The sequence below is a fragment of the Burkholderia anthinoferrum genome, from assembly GCF_002925705.1.
In the GTDB taxonomy this organism is placed as follows: Bacteria; Pseudomonadota; Gammaproteobacteria; order Burkholderiales; family Burkholderiaceae; genus Burkholderia; species Burkholderia semiarida.
Map to the genome: position 1 here is coordinate 13211 of NZ_LFZP01000073.1, position 21805 is coordinate 35015.

The following is a 21805-nucleotide window of genomic DNA, read 5'->3' on the forward strand; positions in this document are numbered from 1 at the left end:
GACGAACGCGCGGTATCGCGCGCCGCCTCGTTCAGCGCTCGAGTGCGTCGATTTCATTCAACAGCGCGTCGAGCGCATCCTGGTCGACATCGAGTTGAGGAACGTCGTCGGGTGTCAGGCCGCCCGCTCCGTCGGCGCTGCAATGACGAATCAGCTTCGTCAGCGCCTCCTCGACGCGGCACATGAGGCAGCCGATGCTTTCGTCGACGCCCGGCACCCCGAAGAAGCCGGCCTCCACGGTCAGCCTGCCACGCGACACGTACGCGACGATGTCCAGCAGGTGCGTGCGCCGCTGGCGCGGGCTGCGGATGCCGGGCGCCGGTTCGGGCGGCCCGCCGTACAACGGCGACGACGGCCCCGACAATTGCTCCAGTTGACCGAGGTAGGTAAACAGGATCGGCGCCCGCGGAAACGACGTCAGTGCCTCGTCGCCAGCCTGCGGCTTCGTGTCGAGATAGCGGAGCACGCCATAGCTCGCGCCCTTGCGCGGCACCTCGCGCAGTCGTGCCTTGACCGACTTGATGAGCCTCGACGGATCCGCGACGGTAGCCGGCGTGTCGATCAGTACCGGATAGATCGACGTGAACCAGCCGATCGTGCGGCTCAGGTCGACCGCGTCGCCGAGTGCGTCCCGGCCGTGCCCCTCGACGTCCACCAGCAGCGCGTCGCAGCCGCTCCATGCATGAAAGCCCGCGTGCAGCGCGGCAATGAGCAGATCGTTGGCGTCGGTTCCATAGGCACGCGGCGCCGTGGTTCGAAACGCGTGCGTCAGATCCGCATCGAGCGTGATCGCGCAACTGAGCGACGATTCCTGATAAGCATGCTGAACGATCGAGGTCAGCCCGTGACGCATCAGCGCGACTCGCTTCGGCCCGGCCAGCACGTCGTGCACCCGTGCGTTCACGCTTCGCCAGTAGCGACGATCGTCGTCGAGCGCATCGCCCTGCGCCAGGGCAAGCCACTGGTCGACCCATGCTTTCACGGAGCTCGTCTTCGGCGGCAACGCCGCCGCCGTGCGGGCACGCAGCCGCAGATAGCAATCGGCCAGATCCTGCAGCAGGATGCTCCAGGACACGCCGTCGATCGCCATGTGATGGACGACGATCAGTAGCCGGCTGCTCGACACGCCGGTGCTTTCGAGCCATCTGACCGCCATGAGCCGGCCGCCCTCGAGGTCGAGGCCGCTCTGCGCCGCGTCGATCGCCGCGCGCCACGTGCGTTCGCAATGCCGGCCGGCCGAGTCGATACACGGAACGATCGCAAAATCGACGGTCTCGGCGCCGCTGTCGCCGGCAAACGCGTGCCGCATCCCGTCGCCGTGCGCGACGAAACGCGAGCGCAGCACGTCGTGATGGCGCACGACGACGCGGAGCGCTTCGGCCATGATGTTCGCGTCGGGCGTCTCCCCGAGCGGAACGAGCAGCGCCTGGTTGAAGTGCGACCGATCGACGTCGACGCGCTCGACGAACCATTGCGCCGCCGGACCGAGCACCGTCTCGCCATGCACGGGCCCCTGATCGACGTCGAGACCCGGCGTCTCGCGCACCACCGTCGCCAGACCCGCCACGGTCGTATGCAGGAAGATGTCCTGCGGCTTCAAGTACATGCCGTCGAGCGCGGCCCGCGATACGATGACCGCGGCGAGAATCGAATCGCCGCCCAATTCGAAGAAGTCCTGATCGACGCCGACCGACGGCTGGCCGAGAACGTCGGCCCAGATCGCGGCGAGTTTGCGTTCGATGTCGGTCGACGCGCTACGGTCGCCCCGCTCGCGCGCGCGAGGCGGCGGAAGCACGCTTGCATCGAGTGCGCCGCCCGCGTCGAGCGGCAGCCGGTCGAGCACCATGATCGCGTCAGGGTGCATCGAATCCGGCAACGCATGCTTCAATGCCGAACGAACCGCGTTTTCGAGTGCATGCGCATCCGCGTGGCCATCATCCGCGACGAGATAGGCGACCAGCATTTCCTGTGTGTCCTGAACGACGCACGCGCATGCGACGGCGGCCACGCCGGGGACCGCGGAGATGGCCTGCTCGACCGTGCCGATCTCGATAGGCACGGGCCGGTGATGCGCGACCCGTAGCGAAGGATCCGCGCACAGCAGGGCGTCGCCGCGGCGGACGACCGGCACGCCGGTGGGTATCAGCATCCGGTCCGGTGGCGCGGTTTCGATTGAAGCTCCCCCAACCGACGCGCGGACGGACTCGCCGTCGAAGAAATGCAGTGTTCCGGCCTGACGATCGTCGGCGAACGTACCGGACGCGCCGAGCGCGAACGCAATGCGCCCCGGATACGACGGCGCCAGCAATTGCCAGCCTGCCGGCCCCGCCGCGAACGCGCACAGCGCCGAACCGGCGTCCGCGCACCGCACCGGGACGAAGTACGCCGCTGTGGGTGCCCGGCTGGTTGCGGCGAACGACGTCAACGAGTGCGGATGCTCGCCGTAAGCCACGAGCGCGCGTGCTCGCCCGATGCCGGCAACATCGGCACGCTGCAACAGAAGCGACGGCAGGATGAGCGACGGGCCGTCCGCGAGCAAGCGGTCGAGTTCGGCGTACGCGATCTTCGCGACCGCCGGATCGCCAGAAGCAAGCGCTTCGATCGACGCCCGCCCGGACAGTCGCGCCGCGCCGCCGACCACCACGGCCCGGGCCAGCGCCACTGCCGACAGCCCGCCATGCGCGCCATGCGGAACGAGCACCGTTGCGTGGGCGTCGAGATGGAGCAGTCGACCGACATAGTCGAGCAGCGGCTCGACCGCCGACGCTTCGCCCGCGGCAACGCCGTCGCCACGCGCGGCGACATCGCGCGCATGCACCACGTCGATCGCGTCGATCTCCCACCCGGACCAGCCGTCGCCACGCCCGCGGCACACGGCGTCGGCCGTGTCGCCCGACACGGTATGGCACGCGCCGACGGCGCGGATGGCGAGCAACGCGACCGCGCGCTCGGCGACACTGCGCATCCGGAGCTCGACGCGTTTGCCGACACCGATCCCGGCGGCATCCAGTTGCGCACGAACGGCGCGAACCGCATCGTGAATCTCGCCGTGGCGGATCGCGCGATCGTCGAATTGCCAGACCACGCGCGATGCATCCTGCGTCATATCGGATTCGGCGCAACCGGCGCGGCCGACGAACGCATCGGCCGCGGCAATGCGGTTTCGCGCATCGTCAATAGGCTCGGCCGCGAGCGCGTACTGGTGCAAAGGACGGCTCGCGTCGGCCACCACCTGTCCCACGAGGTGCGCATACTGGCTCGCGAATCGCTCGATCGTTCCGATGTCGAACAGATCCGTATTGAACGTCCAGGCGGTCAGATAGTCGTCGCCGAGATCCTGCACGTTGAGCGTCAGGTCGTGTGTCGCTCCGCGCGTACCGGTGCTCGATGCGGCGAGGCGTTCGCGATAGAACGGCGCGCCGCTCCCGCCTTCGGCGGCGAAATCGCCGCGAGCCTGGTTCCAGTTGTACATCACCTGGTAGATCGGCGATCGGCTCGGATCGCGCGCCGGACGCAGTGCATCGACCAGCAGCGGAAACGGATAATCCTGGTGATCGAGCACGCGCAGCATCATGTCGCGCGTGCGTCGCAGCAGCGCGTCGAACGAATCCTCGGGCCGGACTTCGCACGCGAGCACGACCGTGTTCACGAAATGACCGACCACGCTTTCGCTGCCCGGCGCATTGCGCCCGGAAGTCGGTGCGCCGATCATCAATCGCGCCTGCCCGGTATGAAGGTGAAGGTGCAATTGATAGACGGCGAGCAGCAGCATGTACGGCGTCACCCGCAGCAGCCTGGCCGTGTCGCGCACCTGATGCGAAAGCGCCACTCCGAGCGGCCGGTCGTAGATGCGGCCATGCTCGGTTTTGCGCGGCGGGCGCAACCGGTCGGTCGCCAGGCTCAACACCGGAAATCCGTGTGCCAGCTCGCGCCGCCAGAACGCCGCGAGATGCTCGCCGTCCGCCCCGTCGAGCCGCGCGCGCTCGTGTTCGACACAATCCTTGTACTGCACCGGCAGAGGCGGCAACTTCAGCGGCTCCCCCGCGCAGGCGAGCCGGTAAAGCGCGCGCAGCTCGTTGAGCAGGATCTCGAGCGACCAGAAATCGGCGGCGATGTGGTGAACGTTCAACAGCAGCACCACGCGAATCGCGTCGGCGCCGTCGTGTTCGTTCAGCAGCAGCTTGAGGCGGATCGGCGACTGCGTCAGGTCGAACGGGCGATTCGACTCTTCGTCGATCCACCGGCGGATCGCGGCTTCGTCGGCCACGAACACGCGATCGACCGAGAACTGGGCGCGCGCTTGCGACCCTACCTGCTGACGCGGCTCGCCGTCGATCACGCGGTACGCGGTGCGCAGGATCGGGTGGCGCGCGATCAGATAGTCGACGCAGCGGCGCAGCGCGGATAGGTCGACGTCGTCGTCGAGACGCGTCGCGTATGTCACGTTGTATGCCGCGCTGTCGGGATTGAGCTGATGGAGCGACCAGAGCGACTTCTGCGCAAACGAAAGCGGGTAGGTGCCCGCCGTTCCCGCAAACTGCTCGAGCAGCGCGATGAGCGTCGCCTTGTGGGTCTTCAGCTCGTCGACGAGCGAAGGTGTCACGGCGCCCTTCGGCGCCTTGTATTGCAGCTTGCCGTCCTGGGTCCACAGCTCGATTCCGCGCCCGGCCAGTTCGTTGATGAATTCGATCGAGCTCACAGCTCTCCTCCTTCCATTTCCACGCCGAACGTCGCTTCTGCGGACACCACGTCGATCCGGTCCGCGGCCCGCGGCGGCGATGTGCCATCGAGCGCCCGCGGCTCGCCGCGATCGAGCGTCGCCACGATGGTGCGCACGACGTCGTCGATGGTCGCGCCTTCGAGCAATCGTCCGAACGGGACGTCGACGCCCAGCTCGCCGCGCAATGCATTGCGGAATTCCGCGGCCATCAGCGAATCGAGCCCGAGCTCGATCAGCGGGATATCCGGCGCGATCCGCTCGGTCGACGTATGCAGGGTCGCGGCGATCGCATCGGTCAGGTGTCCGCGCAGCACCTGCATGCGCGCGTCGTCCGGCAACCCCGCGATGCGCTCGCGCAAGTCGGGGCCGGCACCGGCCGGGCGATTCGCCGGCGGCGCCGCCGGCACGAGCGCGGACAACAGCGTCCCCATCGCCCGGCTCGGGCTGCGCTTGATCAACGTATCGACGTCCACGCTCCAGATCTGCGTCTGCCCGTCGGGCTCGGCCACCAGCGTGTCGAACAGGCGCAAGGCGACGTCCGGCTCGATCGGCTCGAGGCCGAACGATGCGATGCGGCGCAGTTGCCGCGCGTCGAGCTGATCGACCATCCCGTTGCCGCCCCACAGGCCCCAGTTCATCGTGTGTCCGGGCAGGCCGTCCTGGTTGCGCAACGCCGTCAGCGCGTCCACGTAGGCGTTCGCGGCGGCGTACGCACATTGTCCCGGCGAGCCGATGCAGGCCACGATCGACGAAAACGACACGAAGTGCCGCAGCGGCAGATGCGCGGTCGCGCGATGCAGATTCAACGTTCCCGCGACTTTCGGCGCGAGCACCTTCAATACGTCGGTCATCGGCTGGGTGGCAAGCAGGCCGTCATCCAGCATGCCCGCCGCATGCAGGACGCCCACGAGCGGATGCGCGGAATCCGCCTCGAGCGCATGGACGAGCGCGTGCACGTCGGCGGCCGCGGCGACGTCGGCCGCCACGAATTCGACGATCGTGCCGTGCGCCTCGGCGATCGAGGCCAGCCGTGCGCGTTCGCTGTCGGCGGGCAACTGACGGCTGGCCGACACGATCTTCGGCACGCCGTTGCGGATCAACTGCTCGATCACCCGCGTGCCGATCGCACCGCGCCCGCCCGTCACCAGATAGGCGCCGCGCGCGAGCGGTTGCGCCGCGCCGGCGTCGCGTGCGACGAGCCGCGGGACGTATACGGCGTCGCCATGCGACACGAACTGCGTCTCGCCGCTCTGCGCGGCGCCCGCCAGCGCAGCCAGCGCGTTCACGCACGACGTCGCGTCCGGCGCCGGCAGATCGACCGCCAACACCGGCATGTCGCCGCTCTCGTGCATCAGGCTGCGGGCGATGCCCCAGGCGGCCGCCTGAAACGGCGACACGCGCACGTCGATACCCGGCACGCGCTGCGCCGCCTGGGTCACGATGCATACGGTCGGCGGGCCCTCCGGCCAGCGGGCCGACTGCACTTCGCGCCAGACGTTCGCGAAACGCCGGTAAGCTGCGCCGACAGCGGCGAGCTCGTCTTCCGATGTCGCATCGTCGATTGACGGCCACGTGTAGAGCAGCACGGTGGGTCGCGCATCCAGGCCTGCGAGCGCCTCGTCGAGCGCGGCGCGAATGCGCCGGGCGCCGTCCTCGCCGTCGAACGAGTCGTTGGCCGGCAGCGCCGCGATCGCACATGCGTCGCCGGCGCCGTCACATGCACGCGGCAGCATCGCATCCAGTGTGGAACCGTTGCCGATCAGCACGACGTTCGCGCGTGCGCCGGCCGCTTCATGCGTGAGCGCAAGCGGGCGCCAGACGAGCGTGTTCAGCGCGACAGGCCGCGCGGCCGGTTGAAATCGGCGCGAGTCGACGGCCATCAGCCGCAGTCCGGAGACGACGGCGACGCAGCAGCCCGCGTCGTCGTATAACCAGAGATCCGCGGTGGCCAGGCTTCGCTTCACCCGGGCTCGCACCGCGCACCACGCCGCACGCACGCCGGCCATCGGCAAGCAGGCGATCCGTTCGATGCCGCTCGGCACGAAGGCGGTGTTCAGCTCCGCATCCCACAGCGCGCCCGCGACGGCCTGAAACGCATTGTCGAGCAGCGCCGGATGAACGATGCGGACGAGGTCGTCCGTGCCATCCGGCTCCATGTCGATTCGGACCAGCGCCGCATCGCCGCCTCGCGACAGCGCGCGAATCGAGCGAAACGCGCCGTCATACGCGAGGCCGGTCGCATGCAAGCGCGCGTAGAAGCCGTCGACGGGCAACGCGTCGCGGCATTGCGCGCGCCATGCGTCGAGCGCCGGCACGTCGGGGACGACGTGCGCCGTCCCGATCCGCGCGGCGCATTGCAGCGTCCATTCGGGCTCGGCGGCGGCCGTGTCGTGACACGCGTGAATGTCGATCCGCGCGCCTTCGTCGCCCGGCTGTTCGGCACCGGCCGCGTGCACGACGGTGCCGAACGTCACCGCCTTGCCCGGCTCCAGCGTGAGCGCGTGATCGAACGACACCGCTTGCGCGACGAGCCAGCGGCCGGCCGCGGATGCCGCGTCGGCGCCATCGCGTCGCGATGCGGCATCGAGCAGCGCCTCGACGAACCCTGCCGCCGGGAAAACGAGTTGCCCATGCACCCGGTGCCCGCCCAGAAACGGCAGATGCCGATCGGACACCTGGCTCTCGTAGCGACGCGGGTCCGATCCCGGGATCGCGAGGCGCCGGCCCAGCACGCCGCGATCGGCGGCCCGACGCGGGTCGGCCGCGCGCGTCAGCACGTGCGCCCGCTGCGCCGGCTCCCGCGCATTCACCCAGTAACGGGATGCTTCGAGCGGGTACGGCGGCAGCACGCCGCGGCGCGCGGCCTGCCGCATCGGCACACCGGTGCGGGAGCGCTCGTACGCATGCCAGTCGACACGACGGCCGAACATGTAGACATGGCCCAATGCGCGCAACAACTGCTCGGTCTCGCGCCCGTCGCTGTTCATCGACGGCAGCGCGATCACGTTGTCACGGTCTGCCCGCTCCGCCATGCATGCGGTGACGAGGCTCGACAGCGTCTTGCCGGGCCCGATCTCGACGAGCGTCGTCACCTTGTCGTCGAGGAGCGCGCCGACACCCGCGCGGAAGGCCACCGTGGCCCGGACATGCTCGACCCAGTACGCGGGGTCGCACAGGCGCTCGGCCTCGAATCGCCCCGTCACGTTGGACACGATCGGAATCGCCGGCGCGCGATACCGCACGGTCGCGGCGACCGCGCCGAATTCGGCCAGCATCGGCTCCATCAGCGGCGAATGGAATGCGCGCGATGCCGCCAGCGCCTTCGTCGCGATGCCGCGCGACGCGAACAGCCGCGCGATCGATTCGATGGCGTCCGGGTCGCCAGACACCAACACGCTCTCCGGTGCGTTGTCCGCGGCGATCGCGACCCGTCCGGGGTAGTCGCGCACGGCATCGGCAACGTGACGCACGCTGGCGAACACCGCGAGCGCGCGGCCCGGCGCGGTGAGCGTATCCATCAAGCGCCCGCGCGCCGCCACGAGGCGGCAGCCGTCCTCGATCGAGAACACGCCGGCGATGCACGCAGCCGCGTACTCGCCGATGCTGTGGCCCATCACGACGTCGGGCACGACGCCCCAGTGCATCCACAAGCGCGCGAGCGCGACTTCGAGCGCGAACATCGCGGGCTGCGTGTGACGCGTATCGTCTATCCGGTCCTGATGGTCGCCCCACAGCACATCCGCGAGCGACAGTTCTCCTTGCGCCTCGATATGACCGTCGCACGCGTCGAATACGTCTCGAAACGGCGCGAAGTCCCGATAGAGCTGCCGAGCCATCCCGGCGCGCTGCGCGCCCTGGCCGGTAAACAGGAACGCAAGGCGGTCGCGCGCGCCGCCGGGCTGCCCGCCCAAGACGGCCGTGGCCCGCGCCGCGTCCGACAGCGCATCGAGCAGCGCGTCGCGAGAATCCGCGACGATCGCCACGCGATGCCGATGACTGTCGCGCGCGACGCGCAGCGCGCTGGCGACCGCGTCGGGCGCCAACGATGCGTGTGCCCGCACGTGCGCCGCGCAGTCTTCGATCGTCTGCTTCAGCATCGGCGCCGTGTGTGCGGACAACGGCCAGATGTCGTGACGCGCGTGCCCGGCTGGCGCGACGTCCGCATCGGGTTCCGCAGCGCGCGCCTCCTCCCACGCCTCGACGATCAGATGCGCGTTCGTGCCGCTCATGCCGAACGAGCTGATCGCCGCCACGCGCCGGCCCGGTCGCGACGACGGCCATGCCGCATGCTCGGTCGCGACGCGAATGCGGTTGGCATGCCAGTCGACGTGCGCGGTCGGCGTATCGAAATGCAGGTGCCGCGGCAGTTCGCCCTTTTGCAGCGCGCAAACGACCTTCATCAGCCCGGCGACCGCGGCGGCCGACTCGAGGTGCCCGATATTCGTCTTGATGCTGCCGACGTACAGGTCGCCGGTGCGATTCGCATCTCGGCAGTACACGTCCTCGAGCGCACGCAGCTCGATCGGATCGCCGAGCGGCGTGCCGGTGCCGTGCGCCTCGACGTAATCGACGTCGGCCGGCGATACGCCGGCGTGCTCGAGCGCCTCGCGGATCACGTCGCGTTGCGCACGGCCGTTCGGTGCCGTCATCCCGTTGCTGCGCCCGTCGTGATTGACGGCGGAGCCGCGGATCACCGCCCGGATCGGCCTGCCCTGCGCGCGCGCGTCGGACAGCCGCATCAGCGTGACGACGCCGCAGCCTTCGCCGCGCACGTAGCCGTCGGCGGCCGCGTCGAAGGTCCGGCAGCGACCGCTCGGCGACAGCGCCTGAAGCTCGCTCAGCGCGATCGTCATCTCCGGCGACAGCATCAGGTTGACGCCGCCCGCGAATGCGACATCGGACTCGCGGGTGCGCAGGCTGTGGCACGCCAGATGAACGGCGACGAGCGACGACGAGCACGCGGTGTCGAGATGCAGCGCCGGGCCATGAAATCCGAACAGATAGGAAATGCGTCCGGCCGCGAACGGCCGCGCGGTCCCGAGCGACGTCTGCGCATAGCTGAGCGCGTCGCCCGACACGCTCTCGCTGACACGCGCGTAGTCGTCGACCGACGAGCCGACGAACACGCCGGTTCGGTACGACGCGATCGTTTCTCGCGAAAAGCCGGCGTCTTCGAGTGCACGCCACGTGCATTCGAGCAGCAGCCGCTGCTGCGGATCGATGTGCGGGGCCTCGCGCTCCGACACGCCGAAGAATCCCGCGTCGAAACGATCGACGTCGTCGATGAACCCGCCATGCCTGCTGTAGCTCGTGTCGCGACGGCCCGGCCGCGGATCGTAGACCGCATCGGTCCATCGGTCGGCAGGCACGGGGCCGACGGCGTCGGTGCCGGCCGCGAGCATCGACCAGAGCGCGTCGGCGGAATCCGCGCCGCCGGGCAGGCGGCAGCCCATGCCGACGATGGCGATCGGCTCGTTCATCGCGCTGCGCGTCTGCGCGAGTTCGCGTTGCAGCGCGTCTATCTTCAGCAGCGCCTGCTTCACGGGGGTAAGGGGCGCGGCAGGCGCCCGATTGGACTCGATCATGTGTACAACTCCAGACGTTCGCGGAACGGGACTGCCGGGGGATGCGCTCAGCGCTGCAGCGCTTTGAGCAGCAGCGCTTCGGCCTGCTCGTCGGAGAGCGCCGCAAGCTGCTCCGCGGTGTGCGGCGCCTCGGCGCCGCCGTCGACCGGCGCGGAACCCGCGTGCGGGGCGGCCGACGCGGGGGCGTCGCTCGATCGCAACGCATCCGCCGCGCCCTGCATCCGCGCCAGGTGCGCCGCAAGCTGCTCGACGTTCGAACAGTCCCACAGCACGGCCGCGTCGAACGTCAGCCCGATCGCGTGCTGCACCTTCAACGAAAACTGGAGCGCGCTCATCGAATCGAATCCCATCTCGACCCATGCGGCCGTGCGCGACACCTGCGTCTCGGCGATCCTGAGCCGCTCGGCGACGATCCGTACGATACGGTCCGCGATCTCGCGCTCGAGCAGCATCGGTCCGGAAAGGGTCGAGGCCGGGGAAACGGTCGGCGCCACCGCGCCGTCCCGCGAAGCGCCGGCATCCTTCGCATAGGCGCCGTCGGTCCAGCTGGCGACGGCGCGCAACTCGCCTTGCAGATACGCACGGCGACACAGCGCGCGCGCGATCTTGCCGCTGGAGGTCTTTTCGATGGTCGCCGGCTCGACCAGCACGATCGCGTGCGGCGTGACGCCGAAGTCCTCGCCGATCGCGACCACCATCGCGCGCAGCGTTGCGTCGAGATCCATCGTCCGGCGCGCGGTGCGACCGACCTCCTGGATGATCACGAGCTTCTCTTCCCCGTCCGCCTGCACCGATACGGCGGCGCCACACCCGCGGCGCAACGCCGGCACGGCGTCCTGCACGCACGCCTCGATATCCTGCGGATACAGATTGCGCCCGCGAACGATCAACATGTCCTTCACGCGGCCGGTCACGTACAGGCGGCCGTCGACGATCGCGCCCAGGTCGCCCGTGCGCAGGAACGGACGTGCGTCGGGTTCGGCGCCGGGTTCGTCGTCGAAGTGCGCGCCGAACGTCGAGCGCGTCGCTTCAGGGTTGCCGTAGTAGCCGACGCCGATCGCGCCGCCGCGCACCCAGATCTCGCCGACACCGTTCGGGTCGGCCACCGGCCGGCCATCGGTGCCCGCGATCCGGATTTCGGTGCCGGGCGGCGTGCCGCCGCACGACACGAGACTCTTCGCGTTCGCGTCGCCGGGCCGAACCGGTTCGACGATGCCCGCGGCGAGCTTCACGTTATCGACGTCCAGATAGTAGGCGCCTTCGCCACACGGCACACCCGACACGATCAGCGTCGCCTCGGCCATCCCGTAGCACGGATAGAACGACCCGGGCGCGAAGCCGTGCGGGCGTGCGGCGTCGATGAAATCGGTGACGGTCTGGCGATGAATCGGCTCCGCGCCGCAGAAGGCGACGCGCCAGCTGGACAGATCGAGCCGCGCCCCGTCGTCGGTTCCGTTGAGCGCGGCGGCGGCCAACGCATACGCGAAATTCGGCCCGCCGGACGTCGTCGCACGGTGCGCGGAAATCGCGCGCAACCATCGGCCCGGCTGCTGGACGAACGCCACGGGCGACATCAGCACGACGGACAGCCCGATCGACGCGAGCTGCAACGGCATGGACAGTCCCATGTCGTGATAGAGCGGCAGCCACGACAGCATGCGCGTGTCGCGATCATGCTGCATCAGCGTGGCGATCGACCGTTGATTGTCGATGATGTTGCCGTGCGTGATCATCACGCCCTTCGGCGTGCCCGTCGATCCGGACGTGTATTGGAGGAAAGCGATATCGTCCGACGCCGGCAGCCGCGGCAACGCCGACGTATCCCGCGCGCCCGCCTCGACGAGCGCCTCGTACGTGACGAGCTGACAGCCGGTGAAAAGCTGCTGCGTCGCGCGCAGGGTCTCGAGCGTAGCGATCGACGTCGCCGGCGCGACGATCAGCGTCGCGCCGCAATTGTCGGCAATCGCGTGCAGCTTGGCCCATTGCGCGACCTTGCGTACCTGTTGCGGATGATAGGCCGGCACGGCGACGCGCCCCGATGCCAGACATCCATAGAAGGTGCAGACGAACTCGGCGCTCGTCGGCAACAGCAGCAGCACGCGCGCGCCGGGCTCGGTCAGTTGCGCGAGTCCGCGCGCAACCCGCATCATGCCGGCATGCAGATCGCCGAACGTGCTTTCGCTTTCGATCGCTTCGCCGTCGCGCAGGATGGTCAGCGCGACACGATCGGGGCCCCGCTCGGTGTGATGGGCGAGGGTCTCGATGATGGAGGTCGGTTCGACTTCCATCTGAAACACGTTCGGATTCGGATGCGTCGTCATGGTGTGTCCAGAATGAGGTCCGTACGAGCCGCCGCGCGACCGCGGCAGCCCGCGCACGGGTGTGATCTCACGCGTCTCGCAGGAATGCGTCCGCGATCGCGCGGCGATTGAGCTTGAGGTTGCGCGTGCGCAATCCGCTTTCGACGTCGAATGCGCGGTCGGTGAAAATCACCTTCACCAGTTGCCGTTGTGCCGGCAGCGTGCCGTTGACCGCGCGGACGAGCTCGCGCAGCGCGTCGGTGACTTCGGGATCGTCCGGCCGGCGCGTCGCGATGACGACACTGAGCCCCGCCTGCGGGCCCGCCATCACGACAGCTACGTCGACACGCGGATCGCGATACAGCAGCGCCTCGATCGGCTCGGGATGGAATTTCTCGCCGTTGCTCGTGATGATCGCGTCCTTCTTGCGGCCGACGACGCGCAAAAAACCGTCGCCGTCGAACTCGGCGATGTCGCCGGTCGCGACCGCATTCGGTGCGATAAAGGTCGCGCGACTATCCTCTTCCGGCGCATCGAAGTAGCCGAGCGACAGCAGGGCGTTTCGCGTGACGACGACTTCGCCGTCTTCCAGCAACGAGACGCTGCCGGGCTCGGCCGGCTGGCCGACCGTACCGACGCGCACGTGTCCCGGCTTGTTCCACGCGACCATGCCGGCTTCGGTGATCCCGAATGCCTCGTACAGCTCGATCCCGCAATCCCAGAAGAAATCGAGCGCCGCGCGCTTGATCGGCGCCATCCCGGTGACCATGTAGCGGATGTTGCCGCCGGTCAGCGCGCTCAGCCGCTCGGCGAGCGTCGATGCGTCGCTGCCGGGCCCGGCAGCCGCGCGCGCCAGCGTATGCAGCGTCTCGTACAGCACCGGCGGCGCGATCACGAACGTCGGCCGGTGCCGCTTGAGCCCCGGAAAGAGCCCGTGGAACGGCACCGACACGAGATCGATCCCGTGATACAGGCAGAAGTAGTACGTCATCCGTTGCTGATAGTTCGCGAACGGCAGGAACGTCAGGAATCGCTCGCCGGGCGCGACGCCGAATGCGTCGCCATACAGACCGAGCAGGTGCGCGGTGCCGCCGCGGCTCATCACGAGCCCCTTGGTCCGGCCCGTCGTGCCCGAACTGAACACGAGCGAATGGGTATCGGGCGCATGCTCGACGCGCACCGGCTCGATACGCGTGTGCGAATCGCCGCGGCCGGCCGGATCGATGTCCACGATCCGCCCGCCGATCGTCTCGGCGGCATCGAGCCATCGAGCGTCGACGGCCAGCGCGCTCAGCCGGTAGCGCTCGATCAACGCGCCGCACGTGTCGGGCAGGCCGTCGTTCGGGAAAGCGACCGACACGCAGCCGAGCTCGATGCACGCGAGATCCCACACCATCCACGGATAGCCGTTCGGCGCCGCGATGCCGACGCGCGCGCCCGGTACGAGGCCGATCGCCTTGCCGCGCTCGACCGTGGCGAGCACGTCCTCGAACAAGTCGTGAAAGGTCCGGACGGTTTCGGCGCCCTTGTCGTCGACGAAGGTCAGGGTATGACTGCTGCCGCGCAAACGCGCGACGAGATCATCGAAGGTCATCATCGGCGTTTTCCCGTCAAGCGTGCGCGACGCCCTCCGCGGACGCGTAGTACTTTTGCGCGGCGCTCTCGTACATGTTCCAGAACAGCTTGCACGTGTGGCGCACCGCGAACAGCGCTTCCTGTTGCATCTGCGCGGTCGTGCACAGGTCGGTCACGAGCGAGATGCCCTCGGCGACGTGCGCGACGTCCTCTTTCTGGTGAACCGAGAAAAACCGCGTGTCCTCCTCGGTGAGCCCGTAGCACTTCGCCAGAATGGAGTGGCGCGCGTCGCCCGCGCGGGTTTCCAGGCTCTGCCCTTCGCTCGCGATCATCACCGCGGCGGCGCCGATATGGTAGGTGCCCTCGCCCTTGCAGTTCTCGAGGCGATAGTCGATCAATTCACGCGTGGCCGCGGACGGCGTCCATGCATCGCGCTCCTCGTCGCTGATGTTTTGCGCGCGAATGAAGTCTTCCATGAGCTCGACATGGTTCTTCGTTTTCGAGAAGCGCCCGGTTTCCTCTTCGAACAGGTTGTACAGCAGCCGGCGCTTGTGGTCGGGAAACGGGCAGCGGAAGTACAGATTCTCGATGTACTCGAGAAAGTACCGGGTGATCTGGTAACCCTCGAGCGTGATGATCTTCAGCAACCGCCAGTTTTTCTGAGGCGTAAACAACTCCGCGAAGATCGGGTGATCGAGCGTGAGCTGCTCGTCCAGCGTGTCGCGCAGCGCGCGGGAAAACGTCGCTTTGTCCATCAGCACGGCTTCGTTAGTGAGGGTCATGATCGTTCCCTGTCGGTGAGGTAACCGGCAATGTAATGGCGGCTTTCAAGGCTGAAACCTGTCCGTTCGGGCGAGTGTCTCGCGTGTACGCCAACCCTGTACGTCAGTGCAGGTAGGCAGTGCGATGGCATGACGCTATAAAGCGGAACCCCTACGGCACTTGGAGAATCCGATGGACGATCACGCGACCGTGTTCGCTACGCTTACCGAACTGATTCCGCAGATTGCCGCGCTCGATATCGCGCCGGACATGCTGACGCGGGAAACGTCGCTCACATCGGATCTGATGCTCGATTCGATTTCGCTGCTGTCGCTAATGGCGCTGACCGAGGATCGGCTCGGCGTCAGCTTTGCATCGCATACGGAACAGGTCGCGAACCTCGAAACCATCGGCGACGCGGTCGATCTGGTGGAAATGCTGTTGTCCGTGAAAGCGTAACGAGATGACGATGAACGATCATCCGCTCGATGCACGCATGATGCCGTCGGCCGGCGGCTACGACCGCGTCTGCCTGCTGGATGCCGGCGACCTCGACGCGCTGCGCGCGGCGGCCGACGGCAATGCGACGACGGAACCCGGCACGTACGCACGCCTCGCGAAACTGCGCGAGGCATTGAACGCATCCGGTTCCGGGCGGCTCGCCATCGGGATCGACGATCCCGACCTTCGTCGCACACGCGAATTCGCGTCGTTGCCCCGAACCCTTTCGGCCGCGCTGGACGTCGCGGCGGCATCCGTCGCGAACGCATGCATCGTCGTGCTCGGCGATGCGCTCGCCGATGGCACGACGGCCTTCGGCGACGCGGACGCGTCATCGCTATCGTCCGTCGACACGCTCGCCGACGCGGTTGCCGACACCGTGTTCGAAGTACGCCGCCGTATCGATACGTACTTCGAGCAAGCGCCGCTGGCGTTGCCTGCCGACGCTGCCGGCGCGGCTTGCCTGCTGACGGCCGAAGCCGTACTTGCGTGGCTTGCGACGGAAGCGTCGCCCGGTCTTCACGTCGTGCATGGCGAGCGGCGCATTGCGTGGCGCGAGCTCGCCGAAACCGTCGCGCGACGGGTGCCGATTCGGACCCGAACCGATGCTGCCGAGGCCGAACCGGACGCCGTTCTCGCGCTGCTCGAAACGAATCTGAAGCATGCCGAACGGATGCTCGGGTACGCGGACGGCGCGCACGTGCCGCCGCCCGGCATCCCGTCTCACCGGCTGCGCTGCGACGGCTTCGACTGGCAGGGCCGGGTCGCCGCGCGCGTCGCCGCTCACGCCGCCCGGCACGAACGGCGCGACGCGCCCCGATTTGTCGACCTGCCGTCCGCGCGCCGGATCACGACCGGCAGCGGGCACGCGTACCTGAGTGCCGGGCGCGGCCCCCGCGCCATGTTACTGATCAACGCATTCGGCATCCCGCACGACGTGTGGCACGACTTCGCGGCCGGATTGGCGCCGGATTTCTCGCTCTATCTGGCGGACGACACGGGCGATGCGCCGGCCGACGCAGGACTGACACGCGCGTACTATTCGGGCCCCGATGCGCCTGAGCGCTATGCGCGAAGCGTGACTGAACTGCTCGACGTCGAGGGAATCGACGCGATTCATGTCGCGAGCTGGTGCGGGGGCGCCCGATATGCGCTGGCGCTCGCCCGCGCCCTGCCCGGCCGCATCGCGTCGATGAGCCTGATCGCCCCGTCGTTTGCCGGCGCACAGGACTACGACGGCGCGGACAGCGCCTACGAAAACAATCTCAACACGATGTGCTCCCTCGTCGCGCGCATGCCGAAGGCCGCGGACAGCATGGCCAGATCGATGACGGGGCTTCTGGACAAGCGGGCGCGAAACGACGCGCTCGAAGGCGGCCATGCGTCGATGTTCGCGCTACCCGATTCCGCGACCCGTCACTGGCTGCACGCGCCGTTCGTGTCGGCGGCGAACATGATCGAGTACAGCGGGCAATTGCTGAATTTCCGCGCGCACCGCATCGAGGCCGAACGCGACGCGTCGATCGCCGGCATCCCTGCGCTGCTCGTGACCGGGGAATACGACGAAATGACGTGCGCGATCCGCGCGCGAGCCATTACGTCGGCACAGCTTCGTCCGATCCAGGTCGAGCTTCAAGGCGGCAGTCATCACATGGTTCATCAGAATGCGGCGCTCCTGGCAAGGCTCGTCGGCACTTTCGTCGACGCTCCGGCCGTGACAGCCGACTCACTGCCGCATCCGAGACTGCGAATCGTCCCGGCGGCCGACCGTGTCGAAATGGAGATGGAAATGGAGTCGGGCGAACTGTGACGCACGAGCCTTCCGATGCCCGTTCGGACAGTTACAGGCCCGGGGCATCGATCATTAAAGTCGCACTGTGGCAGCAAGCCGGATCCCACGCGGCCGATCGCGTCGTGCCGCTCGCGAACGACGCGCAAGCCAATGCCAACCCGCTGGTCGGAGATTTCGAATGTACGCAAACAGCCTTGTCGAACTGATCGGCGATACGCCGCTGCTGTATCTGAAAAGCCTGTCGAACGAGCACAGGAAAATCCGCGTGTACGGAAAGCTCGAGTGCTACAACCCCGGCAACAGCGTCAAGGACCGGAGCGCGCTTCAGTTGCTGCGCCAGGCCGAGCGCGACCACGGTCTCAAGCCGGGCTGGTCGATCGTCGAATCGACGTCCGGCAACATGGGACACGCGCTGGCGATGCTGTGCGCCACGCGCGGCTATCGCTTCATTTGCGTGCTCGACCCGAAGACACCGAAGACGAATGCCAATCTCGTGCGGGCATTCGGCGGCGAGGTCGAGATGGTCGAACACCCCGACGAAACGGGCAGCTATCAGCGCAAGCGCATTGCGGTCGCGAAAGCGATCGCCGCGAGCGTGCCGAACTGCGTGAACCTCGATCAATACAACAATCCGGCCGCGATCGACGCTCACTATTACTCGACCGGGCCCGAAATCGTCTCGCAGCTCGCCGACCGGCTCGACGCCGTGATCGTGTCCGCCAGCACCGGCAGCCATCTGAGCGGAATCGCCCGCTACGTGAAGGAGCGCGATCCCGCAACCCGCGTGATCGGCGTCGAGCCCGACGGCTCGGTCGTGTTCGGCGGCACGTACCGGCCGCATCTGCAGAACGGCGCGGGGCTCAGTTTTCAGCCCGGAAACATCCTGATCCACCTCGTCGACGACACGATGCGGATCGTCGATCGCGATGCGTTCATCGGCTGCCGCCGCCTCGCGCTCGACGAAGGCCTGCTGCTCGGCGGCTCGTCCGGCGCGATCGCGCAGGCCGCACGCCGCTACGTCGCCACCCTGCAAGGCCCGGCCAACATCGTGCTCGTGTTCCCCGACAGCGGTACCAAGTATCTCGACACGATCTACGACGATCAGTGGCTGATCGATCACGGCCTCCAGGCCGTGCTCGACGACCTGTGCACCTCCGCGACACCGCCACGCGCCGAAAGCGCAGTGGCCCTCGAAACCACGTGACCCAGGGACACCCATGAACGACTCCATCCGCACCTTGCTTGCCGACGGCGCACGGTATCCGATCGCGTTGCCGAAGGCCAACATCACACACGTCACGTATCGCTGGACCAACGGCGTCGACGATGCGCTCGGCGCGCAGATCGTCGAACTGATGCGGCGCACGAGCGAAAGCGCGCCGATCATCGGCTTCGCCGAGACCATCACGGACGCGGAAGCGGACCACTATCTCGACGAACTGCGCTCGAATCTCGCCGCGGAGAAGGTTCGCCTGCTGACGATCTTCGCGAACACCGGGCAACTGATCGGCCTGTGCACGCTGCGCCGCAACGTGAATCCCAACAACCGCCATATCACCGATCTCGCGAAAGGCATGATCCACGACGCCTGTCGCGGCGGCGGCGTGCTGCCTGCCGCGTTCGTCGAGATCGCGTTGCAATGCGATCGGGACAATGTCGAACTGGTGACGCTCGACGTGCGAGACGGCACGCCCGCTCATCGCGTATGGGAACACTACGGCTTTCAGACGTGGGGCACCTTGCCGGACTACGCCCGTGCGAACGGGAAGGTCCATGCCGGCCACTTCATGATGCAGCGCGTGGCGGACCTCAAGGAACGCGCGCTCGGCATGCTCATGGGCCGCGACGCCAACCGAACCGCCGCCAGCGCATCGGCATGAGCGACGCCCTCTACACCGGGCCGATCATCGACTCGCACTGCCACATCGCATCGACGCGCTTCATTCCCACGGCGTTCCTCGAGGGATTCTGCGCCAACATTCATGTGCGGCTCGTCGCCAACGGCATACGGAAATCGCGATCGGAACTGCTCGATACCTACCTCGCGCAAAGTCAGGACCACTTCGGCGATGCACTCGTGGCCGACATGACGTCGGCCGGCATCGGGCAGGCCGTGCTGTTGCTGCCCGACTTCACGTACGTGATGAAAAGCGATCTCACGATCGCCGAGATGTATGCCGAGCATCATGCGATCCTGCAGCGTCACGGCGAGCGCTTTCACGTATTCGGCGGCATGGATCCGCGCTGGGGAGCGGACGGTGTCGCGTTGTTCGAGAAAGGCGTGACCGAGTACGGCTTCTCCGGATTGAAACTGTACCCGCCCTGCGGCTACAGCCCCAGCGACAAGCGCCTTTACCCGCTGTACGAAATCTGTCGCGCCCATCGCTTGCCGGTTCTTCTGCACGTGGGTCCGACCAGCCCGGCGCTCGAGTTCGCGTACTCGCACCCCGATCTGCTGGACCGCGCGGCGTTCGATTTCCCCGACGTGAACTTCATCCTGGCGCACGGCGCCGTTCATCACGTCGACGCCTGCGCGCGACAGTGCGCGTATCGGCCCAACGTGTATCTCGACGTCAGCGCGTTTCTCGGCTCCCAGCATCCGCAGGGGTGGTCGGTCGCGCTCGCCGAGCTGTTCCGCATGAACATCAATCACAAGATTCTGTTCGGCACCGACTGGCCGGTCTTTCGCAACTCGGGCGGCCATCGCAAGGTCATGGAGCAGTTCCTCGCGCCCGACGGCCCGCTCGCGGCAGTCGCGCCGGTACAACGCAAGTGGCTGATGTCGGGCAATGCGCGCGCACTGCTGCCGGCATCGCGCACGATCGATGCGATGGCGTGATTCCGGCCGTCGCGTGCGACGGCCGTCCCGCACGCACTACGGGCTCGCGGCTGCCTCGATGATCGGCGCCCTGCTCGTCTGGACCGCGTGGCCCGGGCATCGGGCCGACGCGATCGCGGAAACCGCCGACACGCTTGACCACTGGCGCGCCGATGAACGGGCGCAGCTCGAATCGATGCGCCTGCCCGCGAACGCCGGCGTCAAGGTTGACCCGTCGAATCGCGTGGCCACGTCCGCACAGGCAGCGCAGCTGGGCAAGCGTCTGTTCTCCGACCCCCGGTTCAGCCGAAACGGCGCGATCGCCTGTGCGAGCTGCCACGCCCCCGATCGCCAGTTCGAAGACGGGCGGCCGCTGGCGATCGGCGTGGGCGTCGGCGTGCGCCGCACGATGCCTGTCGTCGGCGCGACCGATGCACCGTGGCTGTTCTGGGACGGCCGCAAGGACAGCTTGTGGTCGCAGGCGATCGGGCCGATCGAGGATCACAACGAGCACGGCGGCACCCGGCTGCGCGCCGCCCATGTGCTGGCCGAGCACTACCGCGACGCCTACGAGCCTCTGTTCGGACCGCTGCCCGACCTGAGCGCGCTGCCGCGCGACGGCGGCCCGCTCGGTACGGACGCGGAGAAAGCTGTCTGGCAGGGGCTCGACGAACGCACCCGCACCGACGTGTCGCGCGTGTTCGCGAATCTCGGCAAGGCGATCGCGGCGTACGAAGCGACGCTACAGTACGGGCCTTCACGCTTCGATACCTATGTCGACGGCGTCCGGACCGGCGATCCGGTCAAGCTGGCCGCGCTGACCCCGACCGAAAAGGCAGGCCTCCACCTGTTCGTGAGCAAGGGCCAATGCATGACCTGCCACACCGGGCCCATGCTGAGCGACCGTCAGTTTCACAACATCGGCGTACCGCCGCGCAGCGGGACGGCTGCCGACACCGGTCGCGCGGCGGCGGTCGACAAGGTGCTGCACGACGAATTCAACTGCATGGGGCCGTTCAGCGACGCGAAGCCCGAGCAGTGCGAGGAGCTGCAATTCATCTCGACCGACGACCAGCAGATGCTCGGCGCATTCAAGACGCCGAGCCTGCGCAACGTCGCACTACGGCCGCCGTACATGCACACGGGTCAATTCGCGTCGCTGGACGCCGTGATGCGCCACTACGCGGACGCACCCGCGGCCGCGATCGGGCATAGCGAACTGAAGCGGATCGCATTGTCGGACGACGAGCAGCGGCAGCTCGTCGCGCTGCTCGGTGCGTTTTCCGGCCCTGTCGTCGAGCGCTGATCGTCCGCGCCGCCGCCCGTCAGCGTGATGCGTCGCGAACGGCGACGCCCATCACCTTGACCTGGCCGCCGAACGGCAACGCAGCCGCCTGATAGACGGTCCGCGCAGGCCGGCGATCCGCGGGAAACAGATCGGCATACACGCCATTCACTTCCGCGAGCGCGCCGATGTCGGAGAATGCGATGTCGACGAACACGAGATCGCGTGGGCTGAATCCCGCCGCTTCGAGCGCGCGGAACAGGTTCGCGAACGCGCGTCTCGCTTCTTCGGCCGGCGTACCCGGCACGTAGCGGCCGTCGGCGTCCAGCGAAAGCTGGCCGCTGAGATAGCAGGTGTCGTTGGCGACAACGGCATGGCTGATCGGCGACGGCCATTGCGGCAGATCGTTGCCCGACGTCACATAGCGTTTCATGCGCTTCCTCTCCTCGAATCGGGCGGTGCTGCCC

Annotated in this window: 12 protein-coding genes; 6 read left to right on the forward strand and 6 right to left on the reverse strand. The window is 67.8% G+C overall.

What is annotated here, in order from left to right; genetic code table 11:
• Positions 1–31: 31 nt before the first annotated feature.
• From C5F75_RS35370 to C5F75_RS35390, 5 genes are all read right to left on the reverse strand, one after another.
• Entirely contained in the window at positions 32–4699 is a 4668-nt protein-coding gene (locus tag C5F75_RS35370; protein WP_181035516.1) for a condensation domain-containing protein, read from the reverse strand.
• Positions 4696–10305, reverse strand: coding sequence for a type I polyketide synthase (locus C5F75_RS35375; RefSeq protein ID WP_104013487.1), 5610 nt, complete (start codon positions 10303–10305; stop codon positions 4696–4698). The genes C5F75_RS35370 and C5F75_RS35375 overlap by 4 nt, the downstream gene beginning before the upstream one ends.
• A gap of 47 nt (positions 10306–10352) precedes the next feature.
• The gene (locus C5F75_RS35380) at positions 10353–12626 is read right to left on the reverse strand and encodes an AMP-binding protein (RefSeq protein ID WP_060010801.1); all 2274 of its coding nucleotides are present in this window, start codon (positions 12624–12626) and stop codon (positions 10353–10355) included.
• 67 nt (positions 12627–12693) lie between these two features.
• Positions 12694–14202 (reverse strand): AMP-binding protein, encoded by a 1509-nt coding sequence (locus C5F75_RS35385; protein WP_060010803.1) that lies wholly within the window; start codon positions 14200–14202, stop codon positions 12694–12696.
• Between the two features lie 13 nt (positions 14203–14215).
• Complete coding sequence (locus C5F75_RS35390; protein WP_059583837.1) at positions 14216–14962, reverse strand: TenA family transcriptional regulator; 747 nt, start codon at positions 14960–14962, stop codon at positions 14216–14218.
• Positions 14963–15134: 172 nt separating this feature from the next.
• On the opposite strand from C5F75_RS35390, the gene C5F75_RS35395 reads away from it, so the two are divergent.
• The 6 genes from C5F75_RS35395 (at position 15135) to C5F75_RS35420 (ending at position 21359) form a co-directional block, all read left to right on the forward strand.
• The gene (locus C5F75_RS35395) at positions 15135–15401 is read left to right on the forward strand and encodes an acyl carrier protein (protein ID WP_060010806.1); all 267 of its coding nucleotides are present in this window, start codon (positions 15135–15137) and stop codon (positions 15399–15401) included.
• A 10-nt stretch (positions 15402–15411) separates the two neighbouring features.
• Positions 15412–17253: an alpha/beta hydrolase gene (locus C5F75_RS35400; RefSeq protein WP_146075239.1), complete on the forward strand. Its 1842-nt coding sequence runs from the start codon at positions 15412–15414 to the stop codon at positions 17251–17253.
• Positions 17254–17413: 160 nt separating this feature from the next.
• Positions 17414–18439, forward strand: a complete 1026-nt coding sequence (locus tag C5F75_RS35405) for a PLP-dependent cysteine synthase family protein (protein ID WP_059583841.1) — start codon at positions 17414–17416, stop codon at positions 18437–18439.
• A 13-nt stretch (positions 18440–18452) separates the two neighbouring features.
• Complete coding sequence (locus C5F75_RS35410) at positions 18453–19115, forward strand: GNAT family N-acetyltransferase (protein ID WP_060010812.1); 663 nt, start codon at positions 18453–18455, stop codon at positions 19113–19115.
• Positions 19112–20074, forward strand: coding sequence for an amidohydrolase family protein (locus C5F75_RS35415; protein WP_060010814.1), 963 nt, complete (start codon positions 19112–19114; stop codon positions 20072–20074). Before C5F75_RS35410 ends, C5F75_RS35415 begins: the two co-directional genes overlap by 4 nt.
• A 58-nt stretch (positions 20075–20132) precedes the next feature.
• Positions 20133–21359: a cytochrome-c peroxidase gene (locus C5F75_RS35420; RefSeq protein WP_258048635.1), complete on the forward strand. Its 1227-nt coding sequence runs from the start codon at positions 20133–20135 to the stop codon at positions 21357–21359.
• 19 nt (positions 21360–21378) lie between these two features.
• On the opposite strand, the gene C5F75_RS35425 is transcribed toward C5F75_RS35420, so the two are convergent.
• Complete coding sequence (locus C5F75_RS35425; RefSeq protein ID WP_059583847.1) at positions 21379–21771, reverse strand: RidA family protein; 393 nt, start codon at positions 21769–21771, stop codon at positions 21379–21381.
• Positions 21772–21805: the final 34 nt, after the last annotated feature.